The following is an 11,867-nucleotide window of genomic DNA, read 5'->3' as shown; positions in this document are numbered from 1 at the left end:
CCCGATCGGGGTGTCGAGTGGCGGGCGCCGCGACCGATAATCTCGACGCATGGCACGAGGGGGTTCGCCTCGCGCTAGCGAGGTGTTGGCGGAGCGCATCCGCGCGTCGGCGACAGCTCAGGGCGCGTCCCGCATCGTCGTGCTGATCGACGGCCACTCCGGGGCCGGCAAGACGACCCTGGCCACTGAACTCGCGTATGCGCTCAAGGCGCAACACGTCGCGCTCGACGCCTTCTATCCCGGCTGGGGTGGGCTCGAGGTCGGCAGCGCGATGGTGCAAGGCGTGCTCGGTGCCGAGAATCCCGGATACCGCCGCTGGGACTGGAAGCGCAACCAACCGGCCGAGTTCCACAAGGTGAACCCCAAGCGCGACATCGTGATCGAAGGCTCGGGATGCATGAGCCGCGCCAATCGCGACCTGGCGACCTTCGGGGTGTGGATCCGGCTCGATCAGACGGAGCGCAAGCGTCGTGCCGTAGGACGTGACGGCCCCCGGTTCCTCGAGCATTGGGATCGCTGGGCCGCCCAGGAGCAGGCGTTCTTCGCGCGTGAGCGACCCGACGTGCTGGCGGACGCGATCGTGGACGGCCGCACCGGCCACGTGGTCTTCCGTGAGGATGCCGCCGAGGAGTGACCTCCCGCGTCAGCCGACGCGCGTCCAGAGGTTCGTGAACGGGCTCTCCAGCGGGTGTGTCGACAGCGTGTCACCGTCGCAGACGACCTCCATCGCGACCCCCGAACCCGAATCGGCGGGGATCTCGATCGCCATCGACGAGGACTGCCCGCCGATCGTCACGGAGTTGTCGACCGTGATGCCGTTCACCCAGTCGGCGAACACGACCTCGTCACCCTCGACCGACCACGAGCCCGACGACTCACCCGCCTGCAGCTGGCTGATGATCATCTCGAGCCCGGCATCCAGTTGCGCCGTCATGACGTAGCTGATGTCGGAGACGTAGGTCATCGTCGACTCGTCGACGGTCAGCAGCACCGTTCCGGAGGTCTCGGTCGAGGTGACCGGGGTGCCGTTGGCGACGAAGAACTCCTGCATCTGGTCGGCGTTGTTCTGACCGTCGAGGTCCCAGGTGCCGATGAGGCAGCCCGCGATGCCGCCCGACCCCGCGCCGTCGGGATCGGTTCCGGTGCCGTCGCCACCGTCGCCCGACCCCGGAGAGGTGCACGCCGCGAGGGCGAACAAGGAAAGAGCGGCGAGTCCGGTGGTCAGAGCGAGGCGGGTGCGCATGGGATCTCCTCAGGGTGTGGGTTCACCGTATCGACGCGCGAGACCGGGCGATAGGTTGACACTTCGAGACGCGTCGCCTTTGGCGGCGCTCCTCAGTGCAGGCACTCAGGCCCAGCCGAGGCGGTGCAGTTCCTCGTCGTCGATGCCGTAGTAATGGGCGATCTCGTGCACGAGGGTGACGTGGATCTCGTCGCGCAGCTCGTCGAGCGTCTCGGCCACCGCAAGCAGGGGCTCGCGGTAGAGCACGATGCGGTCGGGCAGTTCACCGAATCCGTAGTGGTCGCGCTCGGTAAGGGCGACGCCTTCGTACAGCCCGAGCAGGTCGAGCGTTCCGTCGGCGGGGCGGTCTTCGGTGACGAAGACCAGGTTCTCGAGCCCCTCCACCATCTCGTCGGGCAACTCGTCGAGTTCGTCGATGACGATCTTCTCGAACTCGTCGGAGGTCAGCTCGAGGCTCACGACTCCTCCAGCAGCGTGATGATCGACTCCTGAAGGTGACCGAGCCAGGTGTAGACCTCGCCGGCCGGGGTGTCGGGGATCTCGTCGTCGTCCGCGCGGATGCCGAGCCGATCGGCGATCACCAGTCGCAGGTCGGTGAGTAGCGGAAGCCAGCGCTCCGCCGCATCCGGGCTGAGCCGCACCGTCTCCTCGTCGAGGGCGAGCGACACCTGCGCCGCGTTGGCCGCCTTCCGGTCGACGAGGCCGGCCCGGGTGTAGCGGGTGAACTCCTCGGCGGCGGGCGCGTCGTCGCGGTAGGCGACGGGGAAGAGTCGCTCGTGCGCCGGGTCGCTGCCGACCTCGGAGCCGACGACCTCGAGGTACTGGTCGACGAGGGAGCGCAACACGTCGGACTCACCGTCGGCGAACTCGAGCACGATCTCGCCGCCGGCGCGCGTGACCCTCATCCGTCGCTCGCCTTCGCCACGGTCGCCCAGAGGCCGTACTCGTGCATCGCCTCGGTGTGCCGTTCCATCTCTTCCCGCGGACCGGTCGCGACCACGGCCCGGCCTTCGTGGTGCACCAGCAGCATGAGCCGTTCGGCCTCCGGCTTCGGAAATCCGAAATAGGTGCGGAACACGTAGGTGACGTACGACATGAGGTTCACCGGATCGTTCCAGACGATGGTGACCCAAGGAACGTCCGGCGCGACGACGACCTCGGATTCGAGGTCGGCGTCGGCCGAGGGTAAGGAATTGTGGAAATTGGGGCGACCGACGGGACTTGAACCCGCGACATCCGGCACCACAAGCCAGCGCTCTACCAACTGAGCTACGACCGCCATGCGTTGCATGCGCAACCCATCGATCTTACGACACCCAGGAACGCCATGCCTCCACCGTTTCGGTCGCGGCGTTCTGCGCCTGTTCCGAGGTGGGGCCGGGTGGGGCGACGAACAGGGCCCGACGGTAGTAGTCGAGTTCGCGGATCGACTCGAGGATGTCGGCGAGGGCGCGGTGGCCGCCGGCCTTCGCGGGTGCCTGGAAGTAGACGCGGGGGAACCAGCGCCGGGCCAGCTCCTTGATGCTCGACACGTCGACGCTGCGGTAGTGCAGGTGCGCGTCGACCCGCGGCATGTACTTGGCGAGGAACGCGCGGTCGGTGCCGATCGTGTTGCCGGCGAGCGGCGCGGTCTGCGCATCCGGCACGAACCTCAGGATGTACTCGTTCACCTGGTATTCGGCGTCGGCGAGGCTCACCCCGTGGGGGATCTCGTCGAGCAGCCCGCTCGTGGTGTGCATGGTGCGCACGATGTCGTTCATCTGGTCGAGCACGGGCTGGTCGGCCTTGATGACGACGCGGAAACCGGGGTCGACGGGCACGAGTTCGTAGTCGGTGACGACGACGGCGACTTCGAGCAGCTCATCGACGCTGAGGTCGAGCCCGGTCATCTCGCAGTCGATCCAGACGAGACGGTCGGGGTTGGAGGGCATCCAGCGAGTCTAATCGCGGGCCGCGGCTACTGGCGCTGGCCGACCGGCGTCGGCACCGGCAGCTTCGGTCCGCGCCCGTCGCCGCTCGACACCTGCCGCACCCGACGCGAGATCCAGGGCAGCAGGTGACGCCGCAACCACACGCTCGTCGGCAGCCGGGTGGCCGCACCGGGGTCGGCGTCGGCCGGAGCGGGAAGACCCAGAGCGGATGCCGCGGCAGCGAGCAGGGCGAGGTGGCCGCGCGTCGAGGGGTGCAGCCGATCCTCCGACCACATCGACCGGTCGGCGAGCCCCGGGATGGTCCACAGGTCGAGCACGCGGCAGCCGTGTTTCGCGGCGATCGCGTGGATGTGGGCGGTGAACACCGCCGCGCGACCGCGCAGCATCCGCAGGTAGGGCGAGAATCCGGGGTCGTACGCGGTGGCGAGCAGCACCGTCGCACCGCTGCGCACGAGCTGAGCGATCCCGGTCTCGAGCTGCGCCGCGAGGCGGTCGGGGTCGGGTCGCAGGGCGCTCAGATCGTTGCCGCCGATGAGCACCGAGACGAGGTCGGCGCGCATCGCGATGGCCGCCGGGATCTGATCGTCGACGACGTGGCGCACCCGGCGCCCCCGCACGGCGAGGTTCGCGAACTCGAGGCGCGCGGCCCCGCGAGCCCGCTGGTGGCGGTCGATCTCGAGGGCGAGCCGGTCGGCCCAGCCGAACCACGGCTCGCCCGACCCGATGACCGGGTCGCACCAGCCTTCGGTGATGGAGTCACCGAGAGCCGCGAAGCGTGTCCACTGCCTGGCCGGGGTGTCGGTCACGGCACCAGTGTGGCGAGTCGGCGCGCCCGGCGCGGCGCCACGCGGAGGGGTTCGCCGAGCCGTCACCGAGAGTTCATCGGCGCGGGAAGACGCTGCCGCTCAGGCGAGGCGTGCCCGGATGCGCCACGCGGCGAGGGCGGTGAAGACGACCGCGCAGCCCGCCAGAATGGCGGCCACGACCGGCACCGTCACCTCCCAGTCGCCGACGAACGCGGTGATGCCGTAGTACTCGCGCAGCGCGTCGATCGCCTCGGGTTGCCCGCCGACGAGGGTCGAGAGGGTGTCGCCGGTCAGCTCGCGGCGCATGAGCATCGCGGTCTGGGCGAACGGGAGCGAGTTGACGACGTTGCGCACCGCCTCGGGGAACAGGCCGACGGCGATGAACGCTCCGGCGAGGAATCCGATGACGGTGCCGACGATCGTCGCGAGCGCCGAGAAGGCCCCCGTCGTGCGGATGAACGAGGCGATGAACGACCACAGCGCGGCGAACGCGAGGCAGGCCAGCGCGACCCATCCCAGCGTCGTCGCGATCGGAAGCACCCCGATGACCACCCCGTCGACCACGAACAGGTACACCAGGCTCACGATCAGCACGAGCACGGTCATGATGAGCGCCACCACGAACGTCGACAGCAGGTAGCCGAGCACCAGCTGGCTGCGCCGGATCGGCGACACCAGGAAGTCGCGAAAGCGCCCCGACGCGGCGTCCTCGACGAACACCCCGAGGGCGCCGAGCGACGTCGTGATCGAGGTCATCGCGACGATGCCGGCGAACATCCAGCTGTCGACGAATCCGCGCACGTCGGCCTCATCGGCCTGCGGGAAGGCGTTCGCGATCGACGTCGTCTGCAGGTTGGAGAGGAACAGCGTGTAGAGCAAGAAGACGATGAGCGCACCGAGCAGCGAGAAGAACACGTTGAGCCGGTCGCGGAAGAACAGGCGGAGGTTGCGCCCCATGATGTCGAACACGATGCCCATCAGCCGGCCTCCTCGATGTGTTCGCGGCCGGTGAGAGCGAGGAAGACGTCATCCATCCGCCCGTGCCGGAACTCGAAGTCGACGACATCCTCGCCGTGTTCGGTCAGCAGCCGTCGCGCGACCCCGGCATCCCGCACCCGGATCTCGAGCACGCCCGAGCGCTCGGTGGTGACCAGCCCGGAGGCGGCCGCGAGGGTCGTGAGTCCGCGAAGATCGCGGGAGGTGACGGTGAGGATGCTGTGGCTGTGCTGGGCGCGCAGCTGGGTCGGCGTTCCCTGAGCGATGATCCGACCCTTGTCGATGATGCTCACCAGGTCGGCCTCCTCGGTCTCCTCCATGTAGTGCGTCGTGAGGAAGACGGTCAGCCCGTGGCGGTCGCGCAGGTCGTGCACGGTCGACCAGACGATGGCGCGGCTCGCCGGGTCGAGACCGGCGGTCGGTTCGTCGAGGAAGAGGATCGCGGGGGAGTGCAGCAGCGCCCGGGCGATGTCGACCCGTCGGCGCTGTCCGCCGGAGAGCTTGCCGTAGCGCCGGTCGAGGAAGTCGTCGAGTCCGATGAGCGCCGACAGCTCGGCGACCCGATCGCGGATCTGCGTGCGGTCGGTCAGATAGAAGCGCGCACGGGTCGTGAGGTTCTCGCGGGCGGTGAGCTGGGCATCCAGCATCGAGTCCTGGAAGACGACGCCGATCTGCCTGCGCACCGGCCCGCCGTCGCGCCGCACGTCGTGCCCGGCGACCGCGATCTCGCCCGCGTCGAACGGCGAGACCGTCGTCACGCAGCCGATCGTCGTCGACTTGCCTGCTCCGTTGGTGCCGAGGAACGCGAACACGCTGCCGGTCGCGACCTCGAACGAGATGTCGTCGACGGCGAGCACATCCCCGAAACGCTTCGTGAGGCCGCTCACGCTGATCGCTGGTGCATCTGCCACTCGGCGATCCTGTCAGAAGCTGGGGGTGATGCTCTCGGGACCTTGTGCCCCCGGGTGGATTCGAACCGTGCGGTGTCGGGAGTGCAGGCTTGTGTGGCGCCGTGAAGACATGCATCCGCTGTGGCTGCGAGAAACCTCGCAGCGATTTCAATCGTTCGGCTCGCAACCTCGACGGGCTGCATTCCTACTGCCGAGCATGTCAAAGCGCGCATTATCGCGGCAATCGAAGCCGTCATATCCGGAATGTCAGGCGCACCAGCCTGGCTCGACGGATCAAGATCCGAGGCTACTTGGCAGGTGTGCTCTTAGGCGGCTGCATCGACTGCGGCACCTGCGACATCAGAGTGCTCGAGTTCGACCATGTCCGGGGAACGAAGCTCGGCGCGATCAGCTCGCTCTATCGTGCGGGAAGGTCTCTCGCGACCATCCAGGATGAGGTGGCGAAGTGCGAGGTGAGATGTCGCAATTGCCATGCCATCGCGACCGCCACCCGTCGCGGGTTCACGTGGTTCGACGAGTTCGTCAGCGCGTCCCCCCGGAGAGATTCGAACTCCCGACACGACGGGTAGAAACCGTCTGCTCTATCCCCTGAGCTACGGGGGGGGCAGTTCATTTTAGGGACGTCGCTTCCCCACAGGCTGGCGATCCGACTGGGCTGTCCGACGCGACATGCTGGGTCGCCCGTGTTCCGGTGGCGTCGATCGTCGTCATCCGGGAGGCTAAGGGGGTGAGGCCCCTACCCAAAGTCGTCATCGCCGCCGCCACCCTCGCGGTCGCCTTCGGCGGAGTCGTCGTGCTCGCCCTTGCTGTCTCGTCGGCACCCCACCGCAACCCCGTCGCGACCTTCCAGGTGGTCGACGAGACGTTCAAGATCGAACTCGCCACCCCCGAGCTCGTCGAGCACGCCGAAGCGCTGCTCGCCGGGGAGGCGGTGGCGAGCATCCCGAACGGCATCGTCGTGCGCGACGACCCGGGGGTGAACGCGCCGTGGTCGTGGCACATCGATCCGGCGACCCTCGAATTCGCCGACATGACGATCGAGGTGTGCGACGGACTGCCCTCCCACGTCGAAGAGGGCGTCGTCACGAGCGACCAGTACTGCCCGTGGAGCGCCGAGATCGTCTCGATCGACTGATCGCCCCGTCACCCGCGTGTTGGTCCGCGTTTTGCGTCTTACCCCGCGGTGGATTGTGCGGACCGGGACGCAAAACGCGGGGTGACGCGGTCAGGTCGTCGGGGCGGGCTTCTGCAGCTCGTCGATCGGGATGTTGTCGTAGTCCCAGCGGTCGAGATCCGACGAGAACAGCCGCTTCGCCTTGCGCGGATGCCGCAGCCAGTCGACGAGGCGGTTCTGGTATTCGGCGAGGGTGTCGTCGGCGGCGAGGCTGAAGTTCACCGAGTTGACGCGCATCGCCTCGAGCTGGTGGGCGGCCCAGTCGGCGGCGAGGTCGGCGCCGGGTACCGGCAGCAGGCGCACGGCGACGTGCGCCTCGGTCGCGACCTGCTGAGCGTGCTCGCGCGCGTCGGGGCCCTGGCTGTGCCAGCGCACCGCGTTCTGCCCGGCGGTGACGAGAGATGCGACCGCCGCGACCCGGGTCTCGAAATCGCGCTGGTCGACCAGTCGGTGCACTCCCGCCCGGCCGACGGCGGCGCCGATGATGCCGGCGAGCACGATCGCGACGAACGGGATGATCGCGCCCGACAGGATGCGCCAGCCCTGATCGGAGGCGAGCCAGTCGACGATGTCGTTCCACCAGTCCATGGGGGGACCCTAACCCGGGGCGCCTCGGATGTCAGCTGAAACGCAGCGTCAGCCGAAACGCAGGGCGTCGGTGGCATCCGTCGCGGTGCGGAACTCACCGAGGGTGCGATACCCGCGGTCGCGCACGCTGAACCGCATCGCCCGGTACTCGCCCGACTCGGCGGGCTCGAGCAACCCGAGCAGTGCACCCGACCGGTTGGTGACCCGCCACTTTCCGCTCGCCAGGGGAGTGACGCGCACGCCGGGAGTCGCCACGTCGAGCGCCACGGGTGCCGGAAGGTTCACACCCCGAAACTACGGGCGACCACCGACACCCGGCTCGGCCGGCAGCACGAGTTCGGCATCCACGATGACCTTCTTCTGCCGCGCGGTCTGGGCGAGCAGGATGCCGGCGAGCACGACCGCGGCGCCGGCCACGCCGAGCGGGTCGAGGCTCTCCCCGAGCCAGACCCAGGCGACCGCGAAGGCGAAGATCACCTCCGACGATGCGACGATTCCGGCGGCGGTCGCGCTCAGGTGCTTGAGCGCCGAGAACGAGAGCAGGAACGGCAGGAACGATCCGGCGACGACCGTCACGATCAGCGGGATGCCGAGCGGCAGCACCCAGGAACCCCACTGCCCGCCGAGGTCGAGCGGAGCGGCGAACGTGGCGGCATCCAGCTCCCACCAGCCGCTGAAGAAGGCCCAGAACGTGCCGGCGAAGAGCGTCGTCCAGAAAGCGACGGCGAGCGGGGAGGTGCGGGCGACCTGGCGCTCACCGACGACGAAGTAGATCGTGAGCGAGATCGCGGCGATGAACGCGAACACGACGCCGAGCGGATCGAGTTGGGCATCCCACGGTCGCGCGACGGCGACGAGCCCGAGCAGCACGAGCCCGATCGCGACCCAGAGCCGCGCCTTCACCCGCTCCTTGAACACCAGGAACGCGACGAGGGCGACCATGAGAACGGCGGTGTACTCCAGCAGCAGGGTGATTCCGACGGGCAGCAACCCGAGCGCGGCGGCATAGCTCGCCTGCAGCACGGCGACGCCGGCGAGGCCGAGGATCGCCATCACGAGCATGAGCCGAGGCGACAGCCGGAAGGCGGCACGGTCGGTGACGAGCAAGACGAGCCCGGCGAGTGCGGCGGTGCCGAGGGTGCGGAACAGCGTGAGCTGCGTCGCCGTCAGCCCGCCTTCGACGAGCAGCTTGGTGAGGCTGCCGTTCGCCCCGAAGAACAGTGCACCGAGCAGCGCGTAAAGGTAGCCCACTTAGCTCATCGGGTGAGGCCGTCGACGGCGTGCGGCTCGATGAGGGCGAGCTCGTCGGCCGTGAGCGGCGACGCCGCGAGAGCCCCGAGGCTCGACTCGAGCTGCGCGACGCTCGACGCCCCGATGAGCGCACTCGTCACCTGCGGGTGCCGCAGCACCCAGGTGAGGGCGAGCTGGGCGAGGGTCTGCCCGCGGCCCTTCGCGATCTCGTTGAGCGCCCGGGCGTGTTCGAGGTAGTCCTTCGAGATGTTCGACGCGCTGATCCAGCGGCCCTCGGCGGCGCGGGAGTCGGCCGGGATGCCGTCCAGATACCGGTCGGTCAGCATCCCCTGGGCGAGCGGCGAGAAGACGATGCTGCCCGCGCCCACCTCGTCGAGCACGGGGAACAGTCCGTTCTCGATGTGGCGGTCGAACATGTTGTAGCGGGGCTGGTGGATGAGCAGCGGCACACCCTCGGCCTTGAGAGCAGCGGCCGCGGCGGTCGTCTGCTCAGGGCTGTAGTTCGAGATGCCCGCGTAAAGCGCCTTGCCGCTGCGCACCGCGTGGGCGAGGGCACCCATCGTCTCCTCGACCGGCGTGTCCGGATCGGGCCGGTGCGAGTAGAAGATGTCGAAGTAGTCGAGCCCGGTGCGAGTCAGCGACGCATCCAGTGAGCCGAGCAGGTACTTGCGCGAACCCCACTCCCCGTAGGGGCCGTCGAACTGGTGGTAGCCCGCCTTCGACGAGATGAGCAGCTCGTCGCGATGCGCGCGGAAGTCCTCCGCGAAGATCCGCCCGAAGTTGCTTTCGGCGCTGCCCGCAGGAGGCCCGTAGTTGTTCGCGATGTCGAAGTGGGTGACCCCGAGGTCGAACGCGCGGCGCAGGATGGCGCGCTGGGTGGCGAGGGGCTTGTCGTCGCCGAAGTTGTTCCACAGGCCGAGCGAGATCTGCGGCAGCTTCAGGCCGCTGCGGCCGCTCCGCACGTAGGGCATCCGCTCGTAGCGGTCGGGGGCGGCAGAGTAGGGCTGAATGGTGGCAGACACCCGCCCAGCCTAGGAACTTTCCGCGATGCTCGTCGGTTGTAAGAGATGAACCCCCCACCTCATGGAAAGTAGGGTCCTCACATGCGCACTTTCGTTGTCGCCGGCGGCTGCTTCTGGTGTCTCGATGCGGTCTACCGCACTCTCAAGGGCGTGAGCGACGTCGTCTCGGGCTACACCGGCGGAACAACCGCGTTCCCCTCGTACGAGGCCGTCTGCACCGGCACCACCGGCCATGCCGAGGCGGTCAGGGTCGTCTTCGACGAGACCGTCATCCCGGCGTCCGTCATCCTCGACGTGTTCTTCACCCTCCACGACCCGCGCCAGCTCAACCGGCAGGGCAACGATGTCGGCACGCAGTACCGCTCGGCGATGTTCTACGCCGACGAGGCCGAGAAGGCCGAGTTCGAGGCCGCCCGTGACCGCGCCGCGGAGTACTGGGATGCCCCGGTCGGCGACGGCGGGATCGTCACCACGATCGAGCCGCTCGGCAGGTGGTACGACGCCGAGGAGTACCACCAGGACTTCTTCGCGAAGAACCCCAACCAGGGCTACTGCCTCGCGGTCGCCCTGCCGAAGGTGAACAAGATCCGCAAGTCGTACGCGGAGTACGTGCTCGCCTCGTGAGCATCCTGAAAACCGGCTGGATGAGCCCTTCCCAGGGGTGAGGAGCAGAGCTACCGTCGGGGTATGTCAGAGAACACCACGATGACGGGTCAACGCTGGGTGGCTTTCGGTGCGGCCGGGGCCCTCGGCTCCATCCACCGCACCGAAGGAGGCTTCCTGCTGAAGATGCTCGACGGCTCCGAGGAGCGCGAGTATCCGACGCTGGAGGTCGCCAAGAGCGCCCTGCACGCGACGCTTCCTGCCGGTTCCGACTGGCCGGAGTACCGCGAGCACTGACCCGCTCACCGACATCCGACGGGCAGCAGTGACGCTGTCCTCCCCAACCGACGACGCCCGGCCGCGCTCCGCAGATCGCGTGCCGGGCGTCGTCGCGTCCGCGCGCGGTGACGAGAGTGGGGCGATCGGATGCCGGTCGCCCCTTCCACGGCACGAGCGGGCGCCGGCATCCGAGCCCACCTTCTAGGAACGGAGAAACTCGGATGTCAGACACCATCACCCTCACCGGAATCGTCGCCACCCCGCCCAAGCACATCGTCACGAGCGAACAACTGCAGATCACGTCGTTCCGCCTGGCCTCGACGCAGCGCAAGTTCGATCGCACCGAACAGAAATGGGTGGATGCCGACACGAACTGGTACACGGTCACCGCGTTCCGGTCGCTCGCCGCGAATGCGATCGGCTCGATCCTCAAGGGTCAGCGCGTGATCGTCACCGGGCGCCTGCGCGTGCGCGAGTGGGCCACGGAAGAGAAGTCGGGCATCAACGTCGAGGTGGATGCCGACTCCCTCGGCCACGACCTCACGTTCGGCACGTCGGTGTTCACCCGCACGCCCACCGCCACGGCGACGCCGGACACCCCGGAGAGCGCGGAGGCCGCCGAACAGATTCCCGACGTTCCGGATGCGCCCGAGCCGGCGTTCGACGAACTCGCCGAGCAGCGGGCCAAGCACCCCAGCGAGCTTCCCGTCCCGTTCTGAGGGAGGCGGCTCAGGTGAGGCCGAGAGTCTTGAGCAGGTTCGGCTGCTTCTTGGGGGGCGCCGGGATCGGTTCGCCCGCGTGGTACCGGCGCAAGACCTCGGCCTCAACGGCGGCGTAGAGCTCGTTGAGCGCCCGGTTGTGAATCCGGGAGACCCCACGCAGCTCCGGATACTCGGCGACCGTCGCCACCCAGCGCTTGTCGTCGCCACGCTCGATGAAGTAGCTGTAGCCCTTCACGTCGATCGCCATGTGCAGCCTCCGGTCCGTCGCCACGAGGCTACCTCGCGTGCCGCGCCGTAGAATCGCCATGACCCGCGGCACCCGACGGGTCGGAACGGGGAGT

At 68.4% G+C, this 11,867-nt stretch carries 18 protein-coding genes and 2 tRNA genes; 5 read left to right on the top strand and 15 right to left on the bottom strand.

Annotated elements, in window-relative coordinates; genetic code table 11:
- The first annotated feature begins 49 nt into the window (after window positions 1-49).
- Entirely contained in the window at window positions 50-634 is a 585-nt protein-coding gene (locus IE173_RS09030; RefSeq protein ID WP_191283147.1) for a nucleoside/nucleotide kinase family protein, read from the top strand.
- Window positions 635-643: 9 nt separating this feature from the next.
- Here the strand turns inward: IE173_RS09030 and IE173_RS09025 are convergent, their stop codons facing one another.
- The 10 genes from IE173_RS09025 to IE173_RS08980 form a co-directional block, all read right to left on the bottom strand.
- Window positions 644-1,243, bottom strand: a complete 600-nt coding sequence (locus IE173_RS09025) for a hypothetical protein (RefSeq protein WP_191283146.1) — start codon at window positions 1,241-1,243, stop codon at window positions 644-646.
- 105 nt (window positions 1,244-1,348) lie between these two features.
- The gene (locus IE173_RS09020) at window positions 1,349-1,630 is read right to left on the bottom strand and encodes a metallopeptidase family protein (protein ID WP_191283387.1); all 282 of its coding nucleotides are present in this window, start codon (window positions 1,628-1,630) and stop codon (window positions 1,349-1,351) included.
- Window positions 1,631-1,698: 68 nt separating this feature from the next.
- Complete coding sequence (locus IE173_RS09015) at window positions 1,699-2,148, bottom strand: DUF2017 family protein (protein ID WP_191283145.1); 450 nt, start codon at window positions 2,146-2,148, stop codon at window positions 1,699-1,701.
- Window positions 2,145-2,486 carry an ATP-dependent Clp protease adapter ClpS gene (clpS, locus tag IE173_RS15610; RefSeq protein WP_268248912.1) on the bottom strand — a complete coding sequence of 114 codons (342 nt, stop codon included), beginning with the start codon at window positions 2,484-2,486 and terminating at the stop codon, window positions 2,145-2,147. Before clpS ends, IE173_RS09015 begins: the two co-directional genes overlap by 4 nt.
- Window positions 2,447-2,522: transfer RNA gene (locus IE173_RS09005), tRNA-His, on the bottom strand. The genes clpS and IE173_RS09005 overlap by 40 nt, the downstream gene beginning before the upstream one ends.
- Window positions 2,523-2,550: 28 nt before the next feature.
- The gene (gene orn / locus IE173_RS09000; RefSeq protein ID WP_191283143.1) at window positions 2,551-3,174 is read right to left on the bottom strand and encodes an oligoribonuclease; all 624 of its coding nucleotides are present in this window, start codon (window positions 3,172-3,174) and stop codon (window positions 2,551-2,553) included.
- Window positions 3,175-3,200: 26 nt separating this feature from the next.
- Window positions 3,201-3,980: an SGNH/GDSL hydrolase family protein gene (locus IE173_RS08995; protein WP_191283142.1), complete on the bottom strand. Its 780-nt coding sequence runs from the start codon at window positions 3,978-3,980 to the stop codon at window positions 3,201-3,203.
- Between the two features lie 99 nt (window positions 3,981-4,079).
- Entirely contained in the window at window positions 4,080-4,958 is an 879-nt protein-coding gene (locus IE173_RS08990) for an ABC transporter permease (protein ID WP_191283141.1), read from the bottom strand.
- Window positions 4,958-5,887 (bottom strand): ABC transporter ATP-binding protein, encoded by a 930-nt coding sequence (locus IE173_RS08985; RefSeq protein ID WP_191283140.1) that lies wholly within the window; start codon window positions 5,885-5,887, stop codon window positions 4,958-4,960. The genes IE173_RS08990 and IE173_RS08985 overlap by 1 nt, the downstream gene beginning before the upstream one ends.
- Before the next feature lie 530 nt (window positions 5,888-6,417).
- Window positions 6,418-6,490: transfer RNA gene (locus tag IE173_RS08980), tRNA-Arg, on the bottom strand.
- Between the two features lie 124 nt (window positions 6,491-6,614).
- On the opposite strand from IE173_RS08980, the gene IE173_RS08975 reads away from it, so the two are divergent.
- Window positions 6,615-7,022: a BP74-related protein gene (locus IE173_RS08975; protein ID WP_191283139.1), complete on the top strand. Its 408-nt coding sequence runs from the start codon at window positions 6,615-6,617 to the stop codon at window positions 7,020-7,022.
- A 90-nt stretch (window positions 7,023-7,112) separates the two neighbouring features.
- On the opposite strand, the gene IE173_RS08970 is transcribed toward IE173_RS08975, so the two are convergent.
- From IE173_RS08970 to IE173_RS08955, 4 genes are read right to left on the bottom strand one after another with little or no spacing between them, the layout of a single operon-like run.
- Window positions 7,113-7,649, bottom strand: coding sequence for a hypothetical protein (locus IE173_RS08970; protein ID WP_191283138.1), 537 nt, complete (start codon window positions 7,647-7,649; stop codon window positions 7,113-7,115).
- A gap of 48 nt (window positions 7,650-7,697) precedes the next feature.
- Window positions 7,698-7,934: a hypothetical protein gene (locus IE173_RS08965; RefSeq protein WP_191283137.1), complete on the bottom strand. Its 237-nt coding sequence runs from the start codon at window positions 7,932-7,934 to the stop codon at window positions 7,698-7,700.
- Window positions 7,935-7,943: 9 nt separating this feature from the next.
- Entirely contained in the window at window positions 7,944-8,900 is a 957-nt protein-coding gene (locus IE173_RS08960; protein WP_191283136.1) for a DMT family transporter, read from the bottom strand.
- Between the two features lie 5 nt (window positions 8,901-8,905).
- On the bottom strand, window positions 8,906-9,871 hold the full coding sequence (locus tag IE173_RS08955; protein WP_191283386.1) for an aldo/keto reductase: 966 nt from the start codon (window positions 9,869-9,871) through the stop codon (window positions 8,906-8,908).
- Window positions 9,872-10,003: 132 nt separating this feature from the next.
- Here IE173_RS08955 and msrA point away from each other — a divergent pair, with 132 nt between their 5' ends.
- The 3 genes from msrA (at window position 10,004) to IE173_RS08940 (ending at window position 11,523) form a co-directional block, all read left to right on the top strand.
- A complete protein-coding gene (gene msrA / locus IE173_RS08950) occupies window positions 10,004-10,546 on the top strand; it encodes a peptide-methionine (S)-S-oxide reductase MsrA (RefSeq protein WP_191283135.1) in 543 nt (180 codons plus the stop codon).
- A gap of 63 nt (window positions 10,547-10,609) precedes the next feature.
- A complete protein-coding gene (locus tag IE173_RS08945) occupies window positions 10,610-10,822 on the top strand; it encodes a methyltransferase (RefSeq protein WP_191283134.1) in 213 nt (70 codons plus the stop codon).
- 203 nt (window positions 10,823-11,025) lie between these two features.
- On the top strand, window positions 11,026-11,523 hold the full coding sequence (locus IE173_RS08940; RefSeq protein WP_191283133.1) for a single-stranded DNA-binding protein: 498 nt from the start codon (window positions 11,026-11,028) through the stop codon (window positions 11,521-11,523).
- 10 nt (window positions 11,524-11,533) lie between these two features.
- Here the strand turns inward: IE173_RS08940 and IE173_RS08935 are convergent, their stop codons facing one another.
- Complete coding sequence (locus IE173_RS08935; protein ID WP_191283132.1) at window positions 11,534-11,773, bottom strand: hypothetical protein; 240 nt, start codon at window positions 11,771-11,773, stop codon at window positions 11,534-11,536.
- Window positions 11,774-11,867 lie beyond the last annotated feature (94 nt).

Origin of the sequence: Pseudolysinimonas yzui (assembly GCF_014653215.1) — a bacterium.
Taxonomy (GTDB): domain Bacteria; phylum Actinomycetota; class Actinomycetes; order Actinomycetales; family Microbacteriaceae; genus Pseudolysinimonas_A; species Pseudolysinimonas_A yzui.
This window is presented reverse-complemented; position numbering and strand designations above follow the sequence as displayed.

What these genes read in the sequence shown, in the direction of transcription:
- IE173_RS09030 (WP_191283147.1), top strand. Translation starts at nt 50, where the DNA reads ATGGCACGAGGGGGTTCGCCTCGCGCTAGCGAGGTGTTGGCGGAGCGC.
- IE173_RS09025 (WP_191283146.1), bottom strand. Translation starts at nt 1,243, where the DNA reads ATGCGCACCCGCCTCGCTCTGACCACCGGACTCGCCGCTCTTTCCTTG.
- IE173_RS09020 (WP_191283387.1), bottom strand. Translation starts at nt 1,630, where the DNA reads ATGGTGGAGGGGCTCGAGAACCTGGTCTTCGTCACCGAAGACCGCCCC.
- IE173_RS09015 (WP_191283145.1), bottom strand. Translation starts at nt 2,148, where the DNA reads ATGAGGGTCACGCGCGCCGGCGGCGAGATCGTGCTCGAGTTCGCCGAC.
- orn (WP_191283143.1), bottom strand. Translation starts at nt 3,174, where the DNA reads ATGCCCTCCAACCCCGACCGTCTCGTCTGGATCGACTGCGAGATGACC.
- IE173_RS08990 (WP_191283141.1), bottom strand. Translation starts at nt 4,958, where the DNA reads ATGGGCATCGTGTTCGACATCATGGGGCGCAACCTCCGCCTGTTCTTC.
- IE173_RS08970 (WP_191283138.1), bottom strand. Translation starts at nt 7,649, where the DNA reads ATGGACTGGTGGAACGACATCGTCGACTGGCTCGCCTCCGATCAGGGC.
- IE173_RS08955 (WP_191283386.1), bottom strand. Translation starts at nt 9,871, where the DNA reads ATGCCCTACGTGCGGAGCGGCCGCAGCGGCCTGAAGCTGCCGCAGATC.
- msrA (WP_191283135.1), top strand. Translation starts at nt 10,004, where the DNA reads ATGCGCACTTTCGTTGTCGCCGGCGGCTGCTTCTGGTGTCTCGATGCG.
- IE173_RS08945 (WP_191283134.1), top strand. Translation starts at nt 10,610, where the DNA reads ATGTCAGAGAACACCACGATGACGGGTCAACGCTGGGTGGCTTTCGGT.
- IE173_RS08940 (WP_191283133.1), top strand. Translation starts at nt 11,026, where the DNA reads ATGTCAGACACCATCACCCTCACCGGAATCGTCGCCACCCCGCCCAAG.
- IE173_RS08935 (WP_191283132.1), bottom strand. Translation starts at nt 11,773, where the DNA reads ATGGCGATCGACGTGAAGGGCTACAGCTACTTCATCGAGCGTGGCGAC.